Here is a 21297-nt window from a genome sequence, read left to right on the forward strand (position 1 = left end):
CGTGCCCGCCGCGCCGCCCTCGCGGGGCCTACATCCACACCCCGGTGAGGAAGGAGTAGGCGTCCGTCAGCTTGGCCGGGCCCTGCACGAGCTTGCCCTCGCTCACGATGACGAACTCCTCGCCCTTGACGAGGAAGAAGTGCATCTCGTCCTCGACGGAGACGGCGGTGGCCGTGTCGAGGTCCGTCCGGAAGGCGTCCGGCGCGTGCGGCAGGCGGAGTTCACCGGTGGGGCGCAGGGAGCCGTCGGTGACCACGATCGTCTCGCCGGTGAAGAACGCGACCGTCTCGCCCTTGGCGTCGGCGATGGTGGCCGCCTTCACCGGAAGGCGTTCGCGCAGCTCCCGCGGCAGGATGCGCGGCGTGTCGCTCGCCGACCGCTCGGAGAACTCCAGGAGTTCGTCGCGGATGAGGGCCGCGTGGGTGTGGCCGCTGCCCCGGCGCGCGGGCAGGACGTCCTCGTAGTCGGTGCGGAAGCCCCGGGGCGGCCGGGTGAACTGCTCGCTGATCTTCTTGGGGCCCGCCTCGATGCCGTGGCGCTGGGAGAAGCGGATGAACTCGTCCCCGCGGAAGCCGTCGAAGCGCAGATAGGGGGCCTTGGGGTCGGTGACGACCTTCGCCATCGTCTCGAAGACGCCGCCGCCCGCGTCCAGGACGCCCTTGGCGAGGCCCGTCAGGCCGCTGAGGGTGGCGCCGATGGCGCCGCCGTAGCCGGAGACGACCGACGCGGTCAGCGCGTCGAAGCCCTTCGGCTCGCCGCGCGCGGGCACCCGTTCCAGGCGCCACGCCTGCGTGCCGCGGTCCTCGCCCTGCCGCGGCTCCGCCTGCTCCAGGGTCGCGTTCGCCTCGTGGCTCTCGCCCTTCACGGCGAGCACCTTGTCGCTGTAGCCGTTCGTCAGCGCGTACACGTCCTCGCTGACCTGCTGCGGGCGCCACAGCTGCGAGGCCAGCAGGTCGTCGCGCGACTCCGCCGCGCACTGCTGGATCGCCGAGCCCGCGCGGCCGCGGCCCGCCATCACGTCCATCAGGTACGTGCTGTGCACGTTCCGCAGGGTCCACGCGCCCTCGCGCGCGCTGTGCGGCCGCGCGTGCCACAGCTGGCCGTGCCGCGCCGCGCCTTCGCCGTGCAGTTCCTCAAGGACGACCTTGGCGCTCTGCTTGGCCCCGGCCCCGGGCTGCACGGTCGCGTACAGCCCGCTCGCCTCGTTCTTGATGAGGTAGATGCCCTCGGATAACGCTGCCACGTCGGCCTCCTGGTACGTCGGGCTGATACGTCGGGGAGGGTGCGCGAGCCAGCCTAGAAGCGGGCACCGTGATCCCGATACGGCACGGTTTCGGACGTTATTGACCCCGCAACCAGGGCACGCGCCCGCGCGGTCGCGCCCCGGGCCCGCGCGGGGCGCGGCGTCAGCGGTTCAGGTAGGCCAGGGCGGCCAGGACCCGGCGGTTGGCCGTTTCCGACGGGGGGAGGTTCAGCTTGGTGAAGATGTTGCTGATGTGTTTGGCGACGGCCTTCTCCGTGATGAACAGGGCTTCCGCCGAGCCCGCGTTGGAGAGGCCCTGGGCCAGGCACTCCAGGACCTCGCGCTCGCGGGGGGTGAGGGAGGCGAAGGGCTCGTCGCGGGACTTGCCCGTGACGAGCTTGGAGACGACCTCCGGGTCCAGGGCCGTGCCGCCGGCCGCGACGCGCTCGATCGTCGCGATGAACTCGGCGCCGTTGGAGACCCGTTCCTTCAGGACGTAGCCGACGCCCTCCGAACCCGTCGTCAGCAACTCGTGGGCGTACAAAGGCTCCACGTACTGGGACAGGAGCAGTACCGGCAGGCCCGGGACCTCGGTGCGGGCGGCGACCGCGGCCCGCAGGCCCTCGTCGGAGAACGTGGGCGGGAGGCGGACGTCCACCACCGCCACGTCGGGGCGCAGGCCGGTGAGCGCGTCGAGCAGGCCGGGGCCGTTGTCGACGGCGGCGACGACCTCGTGGCCGAAGGCCCGCAGGAGGCGGGTGACGCCGTCCCTCAGCAGGAAGTGGTCTTCGGCGAGGACAACGCGCACGGGACCTCCAGGGTCATCAGGGTGGGGCCGCCGACGGGGCTGCTGATGGCGAGGACGCCGTCGAAGTGGGCGAGGCGGCGCTCGATGCCGCGCAGGCCTGTGCCGAGGGCGGCGTCCGCGCCGCCGTGGCCGTCGTCGGTGACCGTGACCCGCAGGGAGCCGTCCTCGTACCGCAGGTCGATCCAGGCGCGCTCGGCACCGCCGTGCTTGGCGGCGTTGGTGAGCAGCTCGGAGACCGCGAAGTAGACGGCGGACTCGACCGAGGGTTCGGGGCGGGCCGTCAGGTCGACGGCCACCTCGGTCCGCAGCGGGCTGATCATCGCCAGGGAGCGTACGGCATCCGCGAGGCCGCGGTCGGCGAGGACCGGCGGGTGGATGCCCTTGACCAGGTCGCGCAGCTCCTTGAGGGCGGCCGTGGAGGACTGCCGGGCCTCCACGAGCAGGTCGCGCACGGCGTCGGGGTTGGACTCCAGGAGGTGTTCGGCGGCGTCGAGGGTCATGCCCATCGCGACGAGGCGGGCCTGCGCGCCGTCGTGGAGGTCCCGCTCGATGCGGCGGATCTCGGCCAGCTGGGTGTCGGCGGCGTCGGAGCGGGTCGTCCGCAGGTGCTCGACGCGGGCCGCGAGCAGCGCCGCCTCGTCGGGCGCGAGCATGACGCGCAGATAGCGGGCGTGCTGGCGCACGACGCGCGGGCCCGCCCAGAACAGGGCCAGCGGGAAGGCGAGCGCGGCGAGCACGCCCGCGAGGCCCGCCGTCGCCGTGTCGTAGACGGGGATGAAGAGGTACCAGACGCTGCCCCAGTCGTCGGAGAGCCGCGGTCCGAACACGGCGGTGAGCAGCCCCCACACCCCGCTGAGCAGGCACAGCGTCGGCACGAAGGCCAGCGCCCCGCCGACGTACGGGTCGACGGCGACCCAGCGCCAGTCCCGGCGGACCTGGCTGCCCCGGTCAAGGAGCTGTGCGCGCAGGTCCGCGGCCGTCTCCGCCGGCGGGTACGCGACGGGGATCTCGACGCCCGACCACTCCAGGGCGAGCGCGCGCTGGCGGTCCGCGAGCCCGCGGGTGGCGCGCACGGTGCCGGGCAGCAGCCGCAGGCCGAGCCGGGTGGTGAGCGCGCCGTACACGAAGCCCAGCCACAGCGACAGGCAGAAGGCGCGCAGCGACAGGCGCCAGAGAGTGAGGGAGCGGCGGAAGCCGGTGGGGCCTATGGGGGTCATGGCGGCCATTATCGAAGGCGGGATGGCCCGAAGTCGGTGGTAAAAACTCCCCTCTTCGGGCCGTGGGCCGGTCTTCGGGCCGCGGGCCGACGGCATCGCCGCCCACGCCGGACGCATCGCCGTCTACGCCGGACTCAGCGCCGCAGCAGCTCGCGGATCGCCTCCGTGACCGTGGCCGGGGACTCCTCCGCCATGAAGTGGCCGCAGTCCACCGTCCGGTGGTCGAGGTCCGGCGCCCACGCGCGCCACAGGCCCGCCGCGTCGAAGCCGAGCGCCGCGCCCCAGTCCTGCTGGAGGACCGTCACCGGCATGCGCAGCCGCCGTCCGGCGACGCGGTCGGCCGTGTCGTGCTCGACGTCCGCGAAGGACGACGCCCGGAAGTCGGCCACGATGGAGGGGACGGCCGCCCGGCACGCCGTCAGGTACGCGGCCCGCACGTCGGCGGGGAGCGCGCCCGGGGCCTTGGCCCACAGGTCGAGGAAGTGCCCGAAGAAGCCGTCCGGGTCGGCCGCGATCATCCGCTCCGGGAGCCCGGGCGGCTGCGCCATCAGGTACAGGTGGAAGCCGACGGCCGCGCTCGTGCCGCGCAGCACGTCCCACATGTCGAGCGTCGGCACCACGTCGAGGGACGCGAGGTGGGTGACCGCGTCCGGGTGGTCGAGTCCCGCCCGGATCGCCACGAGGGCGCCCCGGTCGTGGCCCGCGAGCGCGAACCGCTCGTGCCCGAGCGCTCGGGCCAGGGCCACGACGTCCGCCGCCATGGTCCGCTTCGCGTACGTCTGTCCGTCTGCGGCCTCGGCCGGTTTGTCGCTGGCGCCGTAGCCGCGCAGGTCCGGGACGATGACGGCGTGGTCGGCCGCGAGATCGGCCGCCACGTGCCGCCACATGAGGTGGGTCTGCGGGAAGCCGTGCAGCAGGACGACGGGCGCAGCGGCCGGATCGCCGCCGACGGCCGCGTTCAGGTGGACGCCGTCGGCGACGGGGACGCGGTGCTGGGCGAAGCCCTCGATGCGGGGTGCGGTGGACGCGCTGTGCGTGCTGGGGTTCATGCGGCCAGCGTGCGGGGCGCGAATCAGCGGTGGATCAGCGTGCGCTGAGCGGCCGGGCCCCCGCGGGTACGTTGAGGGGGTGCCGGAGGAGGAAAGAGCGACGTCGGAGGCGGTGCCGGGGCCGGTGGACTTCCAGGTGCTCGGGCCGCTCGGCGCCCGCGACGACCAGGGGCGCGCCCTCGACCTGAAGGGGCCGCGGCACCGTGCCGTGCTCGCCCGGCTGCTCGTCGCCCGGCGCAGGACGGTCCCCGTGAGCTGGCTCGTCGACGACCTGTGGGACGAGCCGCCGCCGACCGCCGTCGGCACGATCCGCACGTTCGTGGGGGCGCTGCGCAAGGCCGTCGAACCCGGGCGGGCCCGGCGGGCGCCCGCCCGCCTCCTGGTGACGGCCGGGCCCGGCTACGCGCTCCTCGCCGCGCCGGACGCGGTGGACGCCTGGCGGTTCGAGACGGCCGTACGGGACGCGGGCCTGCTCCTCGACGGCGGCGGCCCGGTGCCGGGGGAGGCGCTCGCCGCCCTGGACGGGGCGCTCGCCCTGTGGCGCGGCCCCGCCTACGCCGAGTGGGCCGACGCCGACTGGGCCCGCGCCGAGGTGGCCCGCCTGGACGGCCTGCGCCTGCTCGCCGTGGAGCGCCGCGCCCGCCTCGCCCTCGCCCTCGGCCGGGCCGCGGAGGCGGCCCTGGACCTGGAGTCCCACGCCGCGGCCCACCCCTGGCGGGAGGAGGCGTGGGGCCTCCTCGCCCTCGCGCTGTACCGGGCGGGGCGCCAGGGGGACGCCCTCGCCGCGCTGCGCCGGGCGCGCGCGACGCTCGCCGGGGAGCTGGGCGTGGACCCGGGCGAGGGGCTGCGGCGCCTGGAGGCGGAGATCCTGGCGCAGACGGTGCCCGCCGTACGGGAAACGGCTGCCCCCGGCCTACGGGACACGGCGGCCCCCGCCGCACCCGACCCGAGCGACGCGGCCGCGCGGGACACGACCGCCCTCGCCGCGCGGGACGCGGCCGCCCTGCTCGGCCGGGCCGCCGAGACCGCCGCTCTCGAAGCCGCCGCGCACACCGCCGCGCGCACCGGCCGGTTCACCCTCGCCCTGCTCTCCGGCGAGGCGGGCGCGGGCAAGACCGCTCTGGCCCGGGACCTCACGGACCGCCTGGGCGCGGCGGCCTGGACGGCGGCCTGGGGGCGGGTGCCGGAGGGCGAGGCCGTCCCTGCCGGGTGGCCCTGGGCGGAGGCCCTGGGGGAACTCGGCATGCCCGTGGGGGAGTTGACTGCTGTCCCGGACGGGCCCGGCGGCGGTGACCCGGCCGCGCGGCGGCTGCGGCGGCGCCGGTGGGTGGGCGAGCGGCTTGCCTCCCTCGCCGCGCGCGGGCGGCCGCTGCTGCTCGTCCTCGACGATCTGCACTGGGCCGACGAGGAGTCCCTCGACCTGCTCGCCGGGCTCGCGGCGGCGCCGCCCGCGGCGCCCGTGCTCGTCGTCGGCACGTACCGCGACACCGAAGTCCCGCCCGTGCTCGCCGCGTTCCTGGGGCGCGCGGCGCGGGCCGAGCCGGTGCGGGTGCGCGTGGCCGGGCTCGCCGAAGGCCCCGTACGGGACCTGGTGGCGGCTGTCTCCGGGCGGGACGTCGACGCCGCGACCGCCCGCGCCGTGCGCCGCCGCAGCGGCGGCAACCCCTTCTTCGTGCGCGAACTCGCCCGCCTGTACGCCGCCGACGGCGCCGCGGCCCTGTCCCGGGTCCCCGTCGGCGTACGGGACCTCGTGCGCGCCCGCCTCGGCACCCTCGGGCCGGAGGCGCGCACGGTGCTGCGGCTCGCCGCCGTCGTCGGGGCGGAGGCCGACCTGGACGTGCTGTGCGCCCTCGCCGGTGCCGAGGAGGTCGTCCTGGACGCGGTGGAGGCGGCGACCGCGGCCGGGTTCCTCGTCGCGCCCGACGAGGGACGGCTCGCCGCCGAACAGGTGAGGTTCGCGCACGCGCTGGTCCACGAGACGGTGTACGACGACCTGTCGCGGCCGCGCCGCGCCCGGCTGCACACGGCGGTCGCCGAGACCCTGGAGCGGCTGCGGCCCGAGGCTTCCGACGCCCTCGCCCACCACTACGTCAGCGCGGGCACGCGCGCGACGGCCGCCCGCGCCGTCACCCACGCGAGCCGCGCCGCCCGCCGCGCCGAGGCCGCGGGGGCGCCGCACCGGGCCCGGCGGCTGTGGGGCGCGGCCCTCGACGCGTACGACCGCGGCGCGCCGGAGCGGGACCCCGCCGCACGCCTCACCCTGCTCATGGGCCTCGTCCGCGGCCTCGCCGTCACCGGCGGTCTCGCCGCGGCCCGGCGGTACCGGGCGGAGGCGCTGGACGCCGCCGAGGCCGCCGGCGACCCGGAGCTCACGGCCCGCGTCATCGGCGCCTTCGATGTGCCCGGCATCTGGGCCCGCAACGACGACGAGGAGCTGTCCCGGCGCGTCGTGGCCGCCGCCCGGCACGCCCTCGGCGCGCTGCCCGACGACGGGACGCGGGCCCGCCGGACCACCCGCTGCCGCCTCCTGGCGGGCGTCGCCATGGAGACCCGCGGGGACACCACGGGCGCGGGCGCCGACGCGGCCCGCGCGGCGGAGGCCCTCGCGCGGGAGCTCGCCGCCGAGGCCGGGGACGAACACCCCGACCAGGACGCCGCGTTGCTCGCGTACGCGCTCAACGGCCGCTTCCTGCACACCTTCCAGCGCCCCGGACACGCCCCCGAGCGCGCCCGCGTCGGCGCGGAGCTGGTCGCCCTCGCCGCCCGCCACGGGCTCGTCGGCTTCGAGGTCCTCGGCCACCTCATGCTGATCCAGGCCCACAGCGCCCGCGCCGACTTCGTCCGCGCCGACGCCGCGGCGGCCGCCGCGGACCGGCTCGCCGAGCGGTACGGGCTGCCGCTCGTGGGCGTGTTCACGTCCTGGTACGCCGCGCTGCGCGCCGCCGTCGCCGGGCGCGCCGACGAGGCGGAGGCCGCGTACCGGAGCGCCGCGGCGCGGCTGCGCGGCAGCGGGATGAGCGGTATGCCGGAGGACGGGCTGCTGCGCCTCGCCCTGGCGTGCCTGGGCGCGACGGCCGACGCCGACGTGCCCGAGTCGGGGCAGCTCCTCGACGTACGGCTCTGTCTGCGGGCCCGTGCCGCCGCGCGCTCGGGGGACACGGCGGCCATGGCGGACGCGTACCGGCTGCTGCTGCCCGCCGAGGACGAGCTGGCGGGCGCGGGCAGCGGCCTCGTCGCGCTCGGGCCCGTCGCCCAGGAGCTCGGGGACCTGGCCGTGGCCCTGGGGCGGCCCGCCGCCGCCCACTACCGGGCCGCCCTCGCCGTCGCCGAACGCGCCGGGGCCCCGCACTGGGCGGCCGCCGCACGGACCGCGCTCGCGGCGGTGCGAGGATGCGGCGGTGAACTCTGAAGAGACGTGCGCGTACGTACGCTTCGAGTCGCCCCGGCGTCACGAACGCGGCCACTTCCCGGGCGTGTTCGCCCTGGCCAACGGGCTCGCCAGGGACGGGCGGCTGACCGCGGCGCAGCAGCGCTTCTGGCGCGCGGGCAACGACTGGTACGACGCCGCGTACACGACGCCCGACGCGTCCTTCTACGACCCCGAGCGGTACCCCGGCGCCGTCTCCTGGTTCAAGGCCACCGCCACCCACCTCATCGAGCGGGTCCCCGGCTATCTGGAGCTGCTCGCCGCGCACGGCGTGCCGTGCCGGGAGGTGCGGTCCGCCGATCCCGGGCGGGTGATCTACGAGGACGACGTCCAGGTCGTCGTCGTACCGCACGGCTGAGAGGCGCGTACCGCGCTGTCGAAGCCTTCGTACGAAAGGTTCGTACGAAGGGCGCGTACGAAGGGTGCGTATCGCCCGTCCGCGGGTTATGAGGATCCTGTCAGGGCGCGGACGCGGCGACCGGAATCGGGCGGCCGCCGCCTATGCTCGGGCGCATGTGCGCATTTGTCCTGGTCGCGGAGGACGACGAGAAGCAGGCCGACCTCATCCGCCGCTATCTGGAGCGCGAGGGGCACACCGTCGGCGTGGCCCACGACGGGCGCACCGCGCTGGAGCGGGTCCGGCTGCACGACCCCGACCTGCTGATCCTCGACGTGATGATGCCGGAGATCGACGGGCTCGGCGTGACCCGCGTGCTGCGGTCGGACCCGGCGCCCGGAACGCAGGGGCCCGGGCGCGGCACCGGCACGCTGCCCATCCTCATGCTCACCGCCCGCTCCACGGAGGACGACCTGCTGCTCGGCCTCGACCTGGGCGCCGACGACTACCTCACCAAGCCGTACAGCCCCCGCGAGCTGATGGCCCGCGTCCGCACCCTGCTGCGCCGGGCCAGCGGGGCCGCGCACCGGCCGCCGCCCGAGGCGGACCCGATGGTGCTGCGCGCGGGCGGCCTCGTCGTGGACGCGCTGCGGCACGAGGTGACCGTGGACGGGCAGCGGGTGGAGTGCACCCCGGGCGAGTTCGAGCTGCTCGCCGCGATGGCGGCGGAGCCGGAGCGGGTGTTCACGCGCCCACAGCTGCTCGACCGGATCCACGGCTCGTCGGGGTACATATCGGTCCGCACCGTGGACGTGCACGTACTGAATCTGCGCAAGAAGATCGAGGACAATCCGCGCACGCCGCAGCGGCTCGTCACGGTCTTCGGGGTGGGGTACAAGCTGGTCGCGTACCGGGATCCGGGCGCGGCCGCGGGCGGGGCGGCGGGCCGTCGTGGGGCGTAAGGCCTGGCGGCGCGGCGAACGGCCGCCGGCGGGCGGGGGCCCGGCCGGGGACGCCCTGACCGGGGACGCCCTGACCGGGGACGCCCTGACCGGGGACGCCCGGACCGGTGAGGCCCGGACCGGTGAGGCCCGGACCGGTGAGGCCCCGGTCCGCACCCGGATACCCGTGCGCAAGAGCCTCCTCACCCGGCTGCTCGCGGTGTCCGTGCTCGTGTCCGTGCTGTCCATCGCCGCCACCGCCTGGCTCGCCGCGCAGACCACGTCCGGGGCCATCCGGCAGGAGCAGGGGCAGGTGCTCGCCGACGACGCGCGGATCTACGACCGGCTCCTCGGCCTCGCCGCGGGCACGCCCAACTGGCGCGGCGCCGACCGCACGGTCCGCGAGCTCTCCGCGGAGACCGGCCGGCGCATCGCCCTGACCACCCAGGACCGCGAGGTCATCGCCGACTCGGCGGCGGGCGAGAAGGGCGCGGCGGCCGGCTCCCGGCTGCCCGCGCGGGCGTCGGCGGTCGTCGACCCGCTGGCCGTGGACTCCACCCTCGCCGCGGGGCGCGACGACGACACGGCGATCGGCCTCGGCGCGGGCCGGGCCCTCGGCACCGGCACCGGCAAGGGCGCCGGTGCCGTGGACCGCATCGACCCGCGCGCCGTGGGGCCGTTCCGGCTGCCCGCCGAGGAGCGGGCGCGCCTGCGGGCGATGGCGGAGAAGTTCGTCGGCTGCGCCCAGGACACCGGCGTGTCCGCCAAGAGCGTGGAGGGGCCGAGCGGACGCACGTACCTGGAGACGGCGGGCGACAGCGACGAGGTCATCGACTACCGGTGCGGGGCCATCGCCCTGAACGAGCCGACGAAGACCGAGCGCAAGGCGCTCGAAAAGGTCAGCGAGCTGGCCGGCGCGTGCATGCGCCGCAAGGGCACCAAGCCCGTGAAGCTGGGCCTGACCATGTCGCGCGGCGGCTCCCCGTGGCTGTACGCGGTCTCGCCTCCCGGCGGCGTTTCGCAGCCGCCGCGGGAGGGGGGCACCAAGGCGCCCGCGCCCGGCGGGGACGTGGTGGCGTCCCCCGCGCCGTCGGTCACCGGCCCCGCCGCGGCCGCCGACCCCGTCGAGGCGCTCGCCGCCAACTGCGTGGACAGCGCGCGCCGCGAGCAGCTCGGCCCGTACGTCTCCTCGCCCGCGCTGCTCTTCATCACCAGCCCGGACGGCAGCCGCCCCTCCGAGAGCGGCTTCCGGCTCTCCGGCGCCAACACCGCGCGGCTCGTCGGGCTCGCCGCGGCCGTGCTCGCCCTGACCGTCGCCGTCACCGCGTTCGCCGCCACCCGCCTCACCCGGCCGCTGCGGGCGCTCACCACGGCCACGCAGCGCATGAAGACCGGCGAGGCCACCGAGCCGGTGCCCGCGCGCTCGGCGGGCGAGATCAGCCAGCTCGCCGCCGCCTTCAACGACATGGCCGCGCACCGCAAGGCCCTGGAGGAGCAGCGCAAGGCCATGGTCAGCGACGTCGCGCACGAGCTGCGTACGCCCCTTTCGAACATCCGGGGGTGGCTGGAGGCCGCCGAGGACGGTGTCGTCGCCACCGATCCCGAGCTGGTCACCTCGCTCCTGGAGGAGGCGCTGCTCCTCCAGCACATCGTGAACGACCTCCAGGACCTCGCCGCCGCCGACGCCGGGACGCTGCGGCTGCACCGGGAGCCCGCGTGCGCGGCCGACCTCGCCGAGCAGGTCGTGGCCGCGCACCAGGCGCGGGCCGACGCGGCGGGCGTACGGCTCTCCGCCCGCGCGGAGGGCGACCCGTGGCTGACCGCCGACCCGCTGCGGCTGCGGCAGGCCATCGGGAACCTCGTCTCCAACGCGGTCCGGCACACGCCCGCCGGGGGCAGCGTCACGGTCACCTCCCGCGTCGTCTCGGGGCGGGTGGCCATCGAGGTCGCCGACACGGGGACGGGGATCGCCGCCGCGGATCTCCCGCACGTCTTCGACCGGTTCTGGCGGGCGGACAAGTCGCGTACGCGGGCCACGGGAGGGAGCGGGCTCGGGCTCGCGATCGTACGGAACCTCGTGCAGGCGCACGGCGGCACGGTCACGGCCCGAAGCCTCCCCGGCCACGGCACGACCTTCACCCTCGACCTCCCCATCACCTAGGCCCCGGCCGATGAGATCCAGCCCGTCCGGCGTTTGAGGACAAGCGCGTCAGCGCGGGGTTTGAGGCGGAGCCGACGATCCGGGAGAGGGGAGGGAGGCCCGGCCGCTCAGGGGCCGTGGGGGCTCGGCCCCGGCCGCCGGGGGCCGGGGGCGGCGGAGGTTTGGGCGGACCCGGCCGCGGCGGCGACACTCCCCCGAGCCACGCGCCAAGCGCATGCACCGGCGGGGCCAGGTCCGATGCAGGGATCAGATCAGGCCGCGCCAACAGATGGCTAACATGGGCCCAACGGCCCCCGTTTTGGCGTGGCCGCGACAGCCAACGGGGGCTGCGGGCACTGGGGGAGTAGGGCACGCATGGCAGGCGGACTGCGGTTCGGGCTCCTCGGCGTGCCCGCCGTGTACGACGCCGAAGGCGAACCCCACCCGCTCCGCAGCCCCAAGGCCCGCGCCCTGCTGACCGCCCTGCTCCTGGAACCGGGCCGCGTGGTCTCCGCCGACGCGCTCAAGGAGGCGCTGTGGGGCGCGGAACCGCCCGCCTCGGCCCACGCCTCGCTCCAGAACCACGTCACCCGCCTGCGCCGCCTCCTCGACGACCCCGCCCGGCTGCACGCCGTACCACCGGGCTACCGGCTGCGCGTGGCCGACGGCGAACTCGACGTCCGCGTCTTCGAACGGCACGCCGCCGGGGCCCGCGCCGCGCACGCCGCCCGCGACTGGGACGCCGCCGAACGCGCCGCCGTCGCCGCCCTCCGCCTGTGGCGCGGCGCCCCGCTCTCCGGCCTGGCCACGACCACCGCGGGTGACGCCCTGGTGCAGCGCCTGGAGGAGGCCCGCCTGCTCCTCCTGGAGTGGCGCTACGACGCGGCCCTGGAGCGCGCCCCCGGACAGGGGGCGGAACTGGCGGCGCTCGTACCGGAGTTGACGTCGCTCGTCACCGAGCACCCGCTCCGCGAGTCGTTCCACCGCCAGCTGATGCTCCTCCTGCACCGCACCGGCCGCCAGGCCGAGGCCCTGGCCGTGCACCGCGCGCTCCGCCGCAGGCTGGTCGAGGAGCTGGGCGTCGAGCCGGGCGACGGCGTGCGCGCGGCCCACCGGGAGATCCTCAGCGGCCCCGAGCCCCACGCCGCCGCCGCACCCCCGGCCGCGCAGCCGACCCGTGCCGTCCTCGCGGGCGGCCGCCCCACCACGTCCCCGCCCGGCCGCGCGCCCCGGCCCGCCCAGCTCCCGCCCGCGCCCTCGCACTTCACCGGCCGCGAGGACACGGCCCGTGAGCTGCGCGGACGGCTCACGGGCGGCGGCGAGGGCGGACCGACCGTGGTCGTCGTCTCGGGCATGGCGGGCGTGGGCAAGAGCGCGCTCGCGCTGCACGTCGCGCACGGCCTTCGGGAGCACTTCCCCGACGGCCAGCTCTACGTCAACCTGCACGGCGCCACCCCGGGCGTCGCCCCGCTCACGCCGGGGCAGGCCCTCGCCGCACTCCTGCGCGACCTGGGCGCCGAGGCCCGGCACGCGCCCGAAGACCCGGACGCGGCGGCCGCGTTGCTGCGCTCGCTCCTCGCGCCCACCCGTACGCTGCTCGTCCTCGACGGGGCCGCGAGCGCCGCGCAGGTGCGGCCGCTGCTGCCCGGAGGGCCCGGCTGCGGCACCCTCGTGACCAGCCGCTCCCCGCTCACCGCCCTCGACGGCGCCGCCCGCTTCCCGCTGCCGCCGCTGTCCGCCGACGCCAGCACGGCGCTCCTGCGCGCCGCGTCGGGCCGGGACGACCTCGGCGCGGGCCACCCGCTGGTGCGGCTCACGGGCCGCCTCCCGCTCGCGCTGCGCATCGTCGCGGCCCGGCTCGCCGCCCGCCGCGCCCTCACCCCGGACGCCCTCGCGGGCCTCCTGACGGACTGCGAGGGCCGCCTCCGGCACCTGGAGTACGACGACTTGAGCGTGCGGCGCTCCCTCGACGTCGCCCTGGAGGCGCTGCGCACCTCCGACCGCGAGAGCGACCGGGACGCCGCCCGCGCCCTCGGCGTCATCGGCGCGCTCGACCTGCCCGCCTACGGCGGGCCGCTGCTGGCCCGGCTGCTGCCCGCGCCGCGCTGCCGCGCCCAGGCCGCCCTGGACCGCCTCGTCGACGTCGCCCTCCTCGAAGAGACGGCGTACGGCCGCTACGCCCCGCACGACCTCGTACGGGACTTCGCCCGCGCCCACCGGAAGGCCGTCGGCGCGGACGCCGGGACCGTCGGCGAGACGGCCCTGCGCTGGTACGGCGACACCGCCCGCGCGGCGCTGCTCGCGATCGCTCCGGACGGCCGGGACCGCGAGGACCGCCTCGCCGTGCCCGCGCCCGCCCCCGACGCCCCCTCCCGCGACGGCTTCGGCTCCTTGGACGCGGCCTTCGCCTGGGCCGACGAGGAGCTGGACAACATCGTCGCGCTGGCCGAACGGCACCCCGGCGACACCACCGGGCTCGTCCCCGCCCTGGTGCGCCACCTCTTCCCGTATCTGCAACGCCGCGGCCGCCTCACCGAGTTGGGCACCCTCGCCGCGATCGCCGTGGACACCGCGCGGCTGCACGGCGACCCGGCCGTGACGGCCCAGGCGCTCACCGACCTCGCGGGCCACCGCTTCATGACGGGCCGCGCGGGCGAGGCCCTGGCCCTGAACGACGAGGCGCTCGCCCTGTGGCACGCCATCGGCCGCGCGTCCTGCGTGCGCCGCGGCCTGAACCACCGGGGCCTGCTGCTCGACGGCCTCGGCCGCCGCGCCGAGGCCGTGGACGCCCTGACCCGGGCCCTGGATCTGGCCCGGTCCCTGGACGACCCGCTCAGCGAGGCCATCACGTTCAGCCACCTCGGCAACCTCTACGAGCACAGCGACGCCCGTCTCGCCATCGTCCACCACGAGCGCAGCCTCGCCATCGGCGAGCGCATCGGCCACGCCGTCGTCCGCCAGTCCGCGCACTGCAACATCGGCTACGCCCGGCTCACCCTCGGCGAACCGGCCGCCGCCCTCGGCCACTTCGAGGTCAGCCTGCGCGTCCACGGCGAGTACGAGGACTGGCACGGCGAGTCCCACACCCGCCTCGGCCTGGTCCGCGCCCTGCGCGCCCTGGGCCGCACCGCCGACGCGGACCGCGCCTGCGCCCTCCTCCTGGAGCGCGCCGCGCACCGCGGCGACACCCACATGACGGGCCTGGCCCGCCACCAGCACGGCCTGCTCCTGCACGCCCGGGGCCGAACCCAGGAGGCCCACGCGCAGTGGCGGTCGGCCCTCACCGCCCTGGAGTCCCTGGACGGGGCGAGCCCGAAGGTGGTGGCGGAGCTGCGAGAGCTCACGGGCGGGGCAGCAAGCCCGTCCGGCGCTTGAGGACGAGCGCGCAGCGCGAAGAAGGCCCGGTCTGAGGCGCGCCGCACCCCTCACTTGGCATCGGCATAGCACCGTACGACCGCCGTGGTGAACGGAAACCGCACCGGGGTCTCGCCGAACGCGATCCGGCCCGCCAGGTCCCCGGCCTCGCGCACCGCGGCCGCGACCTCCTCCGCCTCCTCGGCCGGGCAGTGCACGATCACCTCGTCGTGCTGGAAGAAGACCAGCTCGGCGCGGAGGTGGGCGGTGGCCCGGCGCAGCGCGGCGAGCATGAGCAGGGCCCATTCGGCGGCGCTGCCCTGCACCACGAAGTTCCGCGTGAAGCGGCCGCGCGCGCGGGCGTTGGTCGAGGCGTACCCGGGGGTGAACGCGTCCTCGCGCGGGGCGTCGTCGGGCTCGGCGGCGTCCTCCTGCGGCAGGCCCGCTTCGCCGAGGGCGTCCTCGCCGGAGCCCGCGGCGGGCGGGCTGGTCCGGCCGAGCCAGGTCCGGACGAGCCGGCCCTCCTCGCCCGCGCGCGCCGCGTCGTCGACGTACGCGACGGCCTGCGGGAAGCGGCGGCGCAGCGCCGCCAGGTTCTTCAGGCCGTCGCCCGACGTCTGGCCGTAGACCGCGCCGAGCAGCGCCAGTTTGGCGTGCTCGCGGTCGCCGGAGAACGCGCGGTCCGACAGGCGCGTGTACAGGTCGTCGGGGCTGCCCGCGACGTCCATCAGGCCCCGGTCGCGCGAGATGGCGGCCAGGACGCGCGGCTCCAGCTGGTCCGCGTCGGCGACGACGAGCCGCCAGCCCGGGTCCGCGACCACCGCGCGGCGGATGACCTTGGGGATCTGCAGGGCGCCGCCGCCGTTCGTGGTCCAGCGGCCGGTGACGGTGCCGCCCGGGGTGTACTCCGGCCGGAAGCGGCCGTCGCGCACCCAGTCCTGGAGCCAGGACCAGCCGTGCGCGGTCCACACGCGGTACAGCGACTTGTACTCCAGGAGCGGGCGCACGGCGGGGTGGTCGAGCTCCTCCAGCTCCCAGCGCCGGGTCGAGCGGACCTTGACGCCCGCCCGCGCGAACGCCTTGATCACGTCGGCGGGCAGGTCGGGGCGCACCCGGTGCCCGAACGCCGCCGACACCTCGTCGGCCAGCTCGGCCAGGCGCCGGGGCTCGCCACCGCCGCCGTACCGCTCGCCGAGCAGCTCGGTGAGGACGTCGCGGTGGACGTCCGCGCGCCACGGCAGCCCCGCCCCGTTCATCTCGGCGGCCACGAGCATGCCCGCCGACTCGGCGGCGGTGAGCAGCCGCATCCGCCCCGGGTGCGCGGTCGCCCCATGCCGCCTCAGCTGCTCCGCGTACACCTCCAGGAGGGCGTCGAAGGGCAGCGGGGCCGCCGCCGACGGCTCGAACAGCGAGTCCTGCGCGCCGGGCACCGCGGCGCGGGGCGGCGGGTCCGGGGGCACGGGTCTTCGCTCCATGCGCGCCCAGGCGGCCGCCGCCGAACGGGGCTCGCCGAGCCGCCCCTCGTGCGCGAGCAGCAGGGCCTCGGCGATCTCCACGTCGTAGCACCGCTCGACGCGGACGCCCGCCGCGAGCAGCCGGGGATAGACGCCCGCGGTGGAGCGCCACACCCACCGGCCCACCCCGGCCCGCCGCCGCACCGCGTCGACGAGATCGCCCTCGCGCACGACGGGCCCGACGGGCAGCCCGTCGTCCCCCAGCGGTGCCACGAGCACCCCCGGCCCGTCCTCCGCGATGGCCCACCGTTCAGCTTCCACGACTCGACGATCGCACCCGCCACTGACAATCGGGCCCCGGACCTGGGGCGCCGTCCGGCAGGACCTCGCATGGCCCACCCCGCATGCCGCCCCCGCGCACCCCTGCCACGCTCGGTGCCATGCGCGTCGCCCTGGCCCAGACCGACTGCGTGCTCGGCGCGGTGGACGAGAACCTGGAGGTCGCCCGCGAGTGCGTGGCCCAGGCGCGGGCCCAGTCCGCCGACCTCGTGGTGTTCCCCGAGCTGAGCCTGCACGGCTACCACCTGGGCGCCCTGAAGCGGGACACCTCGCTGCCCGCCGACGACCCGCGCCTGCTCGGCCTGTCCCTGCTCGGCCCCGACGTCCTGGTCGGCCTGCACGAGCACACCAGCCTGCGCGCGTACAACACGTCGGGCTACTACGCGGCGGGCGCCCTGCGGCACGCGCACCGCAAGCTGTACCTGCCGAACTACCTGGCCTGGGAGGAGCGCAAGCACGTCAGCCCCGGCCAGCACCTGCGCGCCTACGACCTGCCCGGCGGGCACGGCCGCGCGGCCACCCTGATCTGCAACGACGCCTGGCAGCCGGTGCTTCCTTGGCTCGCGGTGCAGGACGGCGCCGAGGTCATCGTCATCCCCACCAACAGCGCGGCGAGCCTCGACCCGGAGGCGATGGACACGGGCCTGTACTGGGACACCCTGCTGTCGTACACGGCCCGCATGCTCCAGTGCTGGGTGGTGTTCGTGAACCGCGTCGGGAACGAGAACGGGGCCACGTTCTGGGGCGGTTCGCGGGTCGTCGACCCGCGCGGCACGGTGGTCGCGCAGGCCCCCAAGTGGGAGCCGGGCCTGGTCACGGTCGACATCGACCTGCACGAGGCCCGACGCCAGCGCCGCGCGGTCCCGCTGGTGGCGGAGGCCCGCCTGGGCCTCGTCGACCGAGAGGTCCGCCGCCTGATCGACGAGGGCGGCGACTCTTGAGTCCGTTCGCCGCGGGCCATCGTCCCGCAGGGCCTCAGCCGTCCGAGGCCCGATGGGCCCGCGGCACCCGCCACGCCCCCGCCACGACGGCCACCACCCCGCACACCCCCGCGCACAGGCCCATCACCGCCCAAGGAACCACCACGTGCCCCGGCACCGAAAGCCGCGCAAGGGCCAGCGCGAGCCCGCCGAGCCCGACCGCCGTCACCGCGAGCCCGAGCACCGCCCCCACCGCCACCGCGAGCGCCGCCTCCCCGGCCGCGACGAGCCGCAGCTGACCGGGGGTGGCGCCCACGAGCCGCAGGGACCGCAGCTCGGGCGCGCGGACGGGCGCGGTCATCAGCAGGGTGCCGGCCAGCGAGATCGCCGCGTACGCGAGGCAGAGCGCGAGCAGCATCAGCAGCCCGAGCCGGGTCTGCTGCCGCATGCCCGGGTAGGCGGCGGCGAGCCAGTCGTCGACCGGCCGCACCTCGCCGCCGCTCGCGCGCAGCGCCCGCGCCACGGCGGCGCGGTCGGCCCCGGCGCGGAGCCGCACGTCGAGGCGGTCCACGGGCGCGGCCGGCGCGTTCCGGGCGGTCACGTACGCGCCGTTGTCGCCGGTGCCGCGCGCGAGGACGGCCACGATCCGCAGCCGGGCCCGCCGCCCGTCGCCGAGCCACACGGCCACCCGGTCGCCGACGCGGTGCCGCTGCCACTCCTCGTCGACGACGATCGACCGGTCGTCGAGGTCGCGCACGTCGCCCGCCACGACCGGCAGCCGGGTCACCGCCGCGAACGCCGCGGGGTCGGCCACCGCCCGCGCCTCGGACCGTACGACCGCCGATCCGTCGTCCTCGCGTACGAACACGGCGGTGGTCGCGGACGCGGCGACGGTGGCGCCCGGCACCGGGCCCACGGGCCGCAGCCCCGAGCCGGTGCCCGCGCCCGTGACGACCAGGTCGGCGGCGGTGCGCTGCCGGGCCTCCGCCGCCTTCGCCGCGCCGACCGTCGCGGCCGAGCCGAACAGACAGCCCGCGAGCGCGACGGTGACGAGGACGGGCGCGGCGACGGCGGCGGTCCTGCGCACCCCGGCGCCGCTGTTGGCGCGGACGACCCGGGCGAGGGCGGCCGCGCGGCGGGCCCGGCCGGGCCGCGCGGGCACGGGCCAGCGGAAGAGGGCCACGACGTGCCGCACGAGGAGCGGCGCGAGCGCGGCGACCGCCGTCGCCAGGATCATCGGCTGGGTGGTGTACGTCTTGCGCTTGAGCAGCTCCGAAGGCTCCGACCAGAGCGTCCAGCCGAGCAGCCCGAGCGCCCCCGCGAGCAGCGCGGCGCCCATCACGCGGCGGCCGCGCGGCATGACGCCGGTGTCGAGCGACGCCTCGCGCAGCGCCTCCACGGGGCTGACCCGGGCGGCGCGGCGCGCCGCGCTCCAGGCCCCGGCGACGGCGACCAGGAGCCCGGTCCAGAAGGCGAGTTGATACGGCCACCAGGTCCAGCGCAGGCCCTTGGCCACCGTGAACCACGGCGGCGCGACCTCCGCGTCCACCAGCGCCCGTGCCAGGTGCGGCGCGCCCCAGGCCCCGAGTCCGCAACCGGCGGCGGCCGCCGCGGCCCCGACCACCAGGGCCTCGCCGAGCAGCCACCGCCGCACCTGCCCGCGGCTCGCCCCCGCCGCCCGCAGCAGCCCCAGCTCCCGGCGGCGCAGCGCCACCACGAACGCGAACGTGGACGCGGTCACGAACGCCGACACGAACACGGCGACGCCGCCCGCCGTGCCGAGGAACGCGTTCACGGCCACGAGCGCCCGCCCGTCCCGCTCGGCGCCGGGGTCGACGCGGGCGCGGTCGGCGCCGGTCAGGACGCGGGCCCCGGTGCGCGACGCGGCGACGGCGGCCCGCACCTCGCCGACGGGCGCGGTCACGCCGACGGCGTCCGGCCCCCCGGTGACCCGCACCGGGCCGAGCCGCCGCAGGGTCGCGAGCAGATCCTTGTCCACAGGGTGTGGATGAGCGAGCCGCTTGCTGACGCGCTCGGTCCCGGGCCCCCGGCGCACCGGCACGCTCAGCGTGTCCTGCCCGGCCACGACGACGGGCGACCCGGCGAACCGCCGAGGCTCCCGCTCCGCGCCGCCCGTGCTCGCCGCGAGGCCCACCCCCGTCGCGGCGGTCAGCGCGACGCCCAGGGCGAGGGCGACGAAGGCGCCGAGGAACCCGGCCCAGCGAGAACGGAGCGAAGCAAAGATCATGCCTCAAGCGAACCGTCCCGGGGCCGCCGCCTCACGCCCCCTGGCGGGCGGATCGGAGGTAGGGCCAGACCTACCCTTAGGGGTATGGACTCGGTGATCGACAAGGCGTTCGCGGCAGCACTGTACGCGGGCGCGGCGGCCTCCGGGACCTCCGGAACCGGCGACGGCGACCAGCAGGCCGGGGGAGCGAAGCGCCGGGACGGCCGCAGGCGCCGCGGCCGCGCGTCCGCCCGGGACGGCCGCGGCCCCGCCCGCGAGGCCCTCGTCGACGACGCCCTCGACACCGCCGCTTCCCTCCTCGCCGCCGCCCCATCGGCCGACGCCGAAGTGGCGCGCCGCGGCGAGGAGTTCGTGCGCCGCGCCTGGGAGCGCGGCTGGCAGCCCGCCGACGTGGTCCGGCTCGTGCGCCGCGACCTCGACGAGGACCACGTACGCCTCGCCGCCGAGCTGATCCGCGCCGAGACCCGCCGCTACGCTCCGGGCCAGCTGCCCGCCCGCTGGCCCGCGCAGCTCGCCGAACTCGACGCGCTCGCCCCGTGGCGCGCCCCCGACCGCTTCACGCGCGCCACCGCCCTCCTCACGCTCTACCGCCTCCTGCTCCGCCTGCCGCCCGTCGAGCCGGTCGGCCCGCCCCCGGGCGCCCGCACCCCGCTGGACACCCCGCCCGCGCACGACGAGCCGCGCGCCCTCACCCGGATCCGCGCCCTGCTCGCCAAGGCCGAGGCGACCGGATACCCCGAGGAGGCGGAGGCCCTGACGGCGAAGGCGCAGGAGCTGATGGCCCGGTACAGCGTCGACGAGGCGCTGCTCGCCGCGCGCACGCATGCCGCCGGCACGCCCGCCGCCTGCCGCGTCGGCGTCGACGCCCCGTACGAGACCGCGAAGGCGATCCTCCTCGACTCCGTCGCCACCGCGAACCGCTGCCGCGCCGTGTGGAACGAGGCCTTCGCCTTCACCACCGTCGTCGGCTTCGAACCCGACCTGGACGTCGTCGAGTTGCTGTACGCCTCCCTCCTGGTCCAGGGCACGGCGGCCATGACCAGGGCGGAGGCCGACCAGCGCGCGGGCGGCCGCAACCGCACCAAGACCTTCCGCCAGGCCTTCTGGATGGCGTACGCCCAGCGCGTCGGCGCCCGCCTTGAGGCCGCGGCCGCGCCCGTCACACACGAGGGCGGGGACGGCGCGCTGCTCCCGGTGCTCGTGGCGCGGGACGTCTCCGTCACCGACCGCACGGAGCGGATGTTCCCGGAGACCACCACGACCCGCGTACGGGGCGTGCACGACGGCGCGGGCTGGGCCGAGGGCGCCGCCGCGGCGTCGACCGCTAACCTTCACGCACGTGTGAGGCTTCCGAACAAGAGGGACTGACATGCGCATCGGAGAACTGTCGGAACGCACCGGCACGTCCCGCAGACTGCTGCGCTACTACGAGGAACAGGGCCTGATCGTCGCCGATCGGACCCCCAACGGCTACCGCGACTACGACCCGTTCTACGTAGACCGCGTCCTGCAGATCCGCGGCCTCCTGGAGGCCGGGCTGCCCACCCGCATCATCAAGCAGATCCTGCCCTGCCTGAACAAGCCCCGGACCATCCACTTCCCGGACGCGACCCCGGAGATGCTCGCCACCCTGGAGCACGAACGCGACCGCATGACGGAACGCGTCGAATGCCTGACCCGCAACCGAGACGCAATCGCGGACTACTTGGCAGCAGTAAGAGAAACCCGAGCAGAACAACCCGCCTGACGACCCCCCTCCCTGTGGGCGCCCGCCCCGCCCCCTCCCTGCGCCCGCCCCGCCCCCTCCCTGTGGGCGGCTG

Annotated in this window: 14 protein-coding genes; 8 read left to right on the plus strand and 6 right to left on the minus strand. The window is 76.7% G+C overall.

Translation table 11 applies throughout. The features are described 5' to 3' along the window. Positions 1–28: 28 nt before the first annotated feature. The 4 genes from IG74_RS0118500 to IG74_RS0118515 form a co-directional block, all read right to left on the minus strand. Entirely contained in the window at positions 29–1243 is a 1215-nt protein-coding gene (locus IG74_RS0118500) for an RICIN domain-containing protein (protein WP_030677924.1), read from the minus strand. A gap of 163 nt (positions 1244–1406) precedes the next feature. Beyond that, the gene (locus tag IG74_RS0118505) at positions 1407–2051 is read right to left on the minus strand and encodes a LuxR C-terminal-related transcriptional regulator (RefSeq protein ID WP_030677927.1); all 645 of its coding nucleotides are present in this window, start codon (positions 2049–2051) and stop codon (positions 1407–1409) included. Continuing rightward, positions 2015–3268: a sensor histidine kinase gene (locus IG74_RS0118510; protein WP_234334368.1), complete on the minus strand. Its 1254-nt coding sequence runs from the start codon at positions 3266–3268 to the stop codon at positions 2015–2017. The genes IG74_RS0118505 and IG74_RS0118510 overlap by 37 nt, the downstream gene beginning before the upstream one ends. Before the next feature lie 134 nt (positions 3269–3402). Beyond that, entirely contained in the window at positions 3403–4317 is a 915-nt protein-coding gene (locus IG74_RS0118515) for an alpha/beta fold hydrolase (RefSeq protein WP_030677934.1), read from the minus strand. A gap of 79 nt (positions 4318–4396) precedes the next feature. Here IG74_RS0118515 and IG74_RS0118520 point away from each other — a divergent pair, with 79 nt between their 5' ends. The 5 genes from IG74_RS0118520 (at position 4397) to IG74_RS0118540 (ending at position 14537) form a co-directional block, all read left to right on the plus strand. Further along, positions 4397–7726 (plus strand): BTAD domain-containing putative transcriptional regulator, encoded by a 3330-nt coding sequence (locus IG74_RS0118520; protein ID WP_234334369.1) that lies wholly within the window; start codon positions 4397–4399, stop codon positions 7724–7726. Continuing rightward, positions 7716–8102, plus strand: coding sequence for a hypothetical protein (locus IG74_RS0118525; protein ID WP_030677940.1), 387 nt, complete (start codon positions 7716–7718; stop codon positions 8100–8102). Before IG74_RS0118520 ends, IG74_RS0118525 begins: the two co-directional genes overlap by 11 nt. 155 nt (positions 8103–8257) lie before the next feature. Beyond that, positions 8258–9043, plus strand: coding sequence for a response regulator transcription factor (locus IG74_RS0118530; RefSeq protein ID WP_030677943.1), 786 nt, complete (start codon positions 8258–8260; stop codon positions 9041–9043). A 160-nt stretch (positions 9044–9203) separates the two neighbouring features. Then, positions 9204–11183: a sensor histidine kinase gene (locus IG74_RS0118535; protein WP_030677946.1), complete on the plus strand. Its 1980-nt coding sequence runs from the start codon at positions 9204–9206 to the stop codon at positions 11181–11183. A gap of 354 nt (positions 11184–11537) precedes the next feature. Beyond that, positions 11538–14537 carry an AfsR/SARP family transcriptional regulator gene (locus IG74_RS0118540; protein ID WP_030677949.1) on the plus strand — a complete coding sequence of 1000 codons (3000 nt, stop codon included), beginning with the start codon at positions 11538–11540 and terminating at the stop codon, positions 14535–14537. Between the two features lie 50 nt (positions 14538–14587). Here the strand turns inward: IG74_RS0118540 and IG74_RS0118545 are convergent, their stop codons facing one another. Next, positions 14588–16291 carry a bifunctional 3'-5' exonuclease/DNA polymerase gene (locus tag IG74_RS0118545; RefSeq protein WP_030677952.1) on the minus strand — a complete coding sequence of 568 codons (1704 nt, stop codon included), beginning with the start codon at positions 16289–16291 and terminating at the stop codon, positions 14588–14590. Positions 16292–16410: 119 nt separating this feature from the next. Here IG74_RS0118545 and IG74_RS0118550 point away from each other — a divergent pair, with 119 nt between their 5' ends. Then, entirely contained in the window at positions 16411–17250 is an 840-nt protein-coding gene (locus IG74_RS0118550) for a nitrilase-related carbon-nitrogen hydrolase (RefSeq protein ID WP_030677955.1), read from the plus strand. 34 nt (positions 17251–17284) lie between these two features. Here the strand turns inward: IG74_RS0118550 and IG74_RS0118555 are convergent, their stop codons facing one another. Beyond that, positions 17285–19477, minus strand: coding sequence for an FtsX-like permease family protein (locus IG74_RS0118555; protein WP_030677957.1), 2193 nt, complete (start codon positions 19475–19477; stop codon positions 17285–17287). Positions 19478–19561: 84 nt separating this feature from the next. Between IG74_RS0118555 and IG74_RS0118560 the strand changes: the two genes are divergently transcribed. Beyond that, entirely contained in the window at positions 19562–20845 is a 1284-nt protein-coding gene (locus tag IG74_RS0118560) for a DUF2786 domain-containing protein (RefSeq protein WP_078868865.1), read from the plus strand. Position 20846: 1 nt separating this feature from the next. Beyond that, a complete protein-coding gene (locus IG74_RS0118565; RefSeq protein ID WP_030677964.1) occupies positions 20847–21224 on the plus strand; it encodes a MerR family transcriptional regulator in 378 nt (125 codons plus the stop codon). Positions 21225–21297: the final 73 nt, after the last annotated feature.

The sequence above is a fragment of the Streptomyces sp. NRRL B-1347 genome (assembly GCF_000720325.1).
In the GTDB taxonomy this organism is placed as follows: domain Bacteria; phylum Actinomycetota; class Actinomycetes; order Streptomycetales; family Streptomycetaceae; genus Streptomyces.

Excerpts from the sequence above, each read along its gene's own strand:
- IG74_RS0118510 (WP_234334368.1), bottom strand. The coding sequence starts at position 3,268 with ATGACCCCCATAGGCCCCACCGGCTTCCGCCGCTCCCTCACTCTCTGG.
- IG74_RS0118515 (WP_030677934.1), bottom strand. The coding sequence starts at position 4,317 with ATGAACCCCAGCACGCACAGCGCGTCCACCGCACCCCGCATCGAGGGC.
- IG74_RS0118530 (WP_030677943.1), top strand. The coding sequence starts at position 8,258 with ATGTGCGCATTTGTCCTGGTCGCGGAGGACGACGAGAAGCAGGCCGAC.
- IG74_RS0118540 (WP_030677949.1), top strand. The coding sequence starts at position 11,538 with ATGGCAGGCGGACTGCGGTTCGGGCTCCTCGGCGTGCCCGCCGTGTAC.
- IG74_RS0118550 (WP_030677955.1), top strand. The coding sequence starts at position 16,411 with ATGCGCGTCGCCCTGGCCCAGACCGACTGCGTGCTCGGCGCGGTGGAC.
- IG74_RS0118555 (WP_030677957.1), bottom strand. The coding sequence starts at position 19,477 with ATGATCTTTGCTTCGCTCCGTTCTCGCTGGGCCGGGTTCCTCGGCGCC.
- IG74_RS0118560 (WP_078868865.1), top strand. The coding sequence starts at position 19,562 with ATGGACTCGGTGATCGACAAGGCGTTCGCGGCAGCACTGTACGCGGGC.
- IG74_RS0118565 (WP_030677964.1), top strand. The coding sequence starts at position 20,847 with ATGCGCATCGGAGAACTGTCGGAACGCACCGGCACGTCCCGCAGACTG.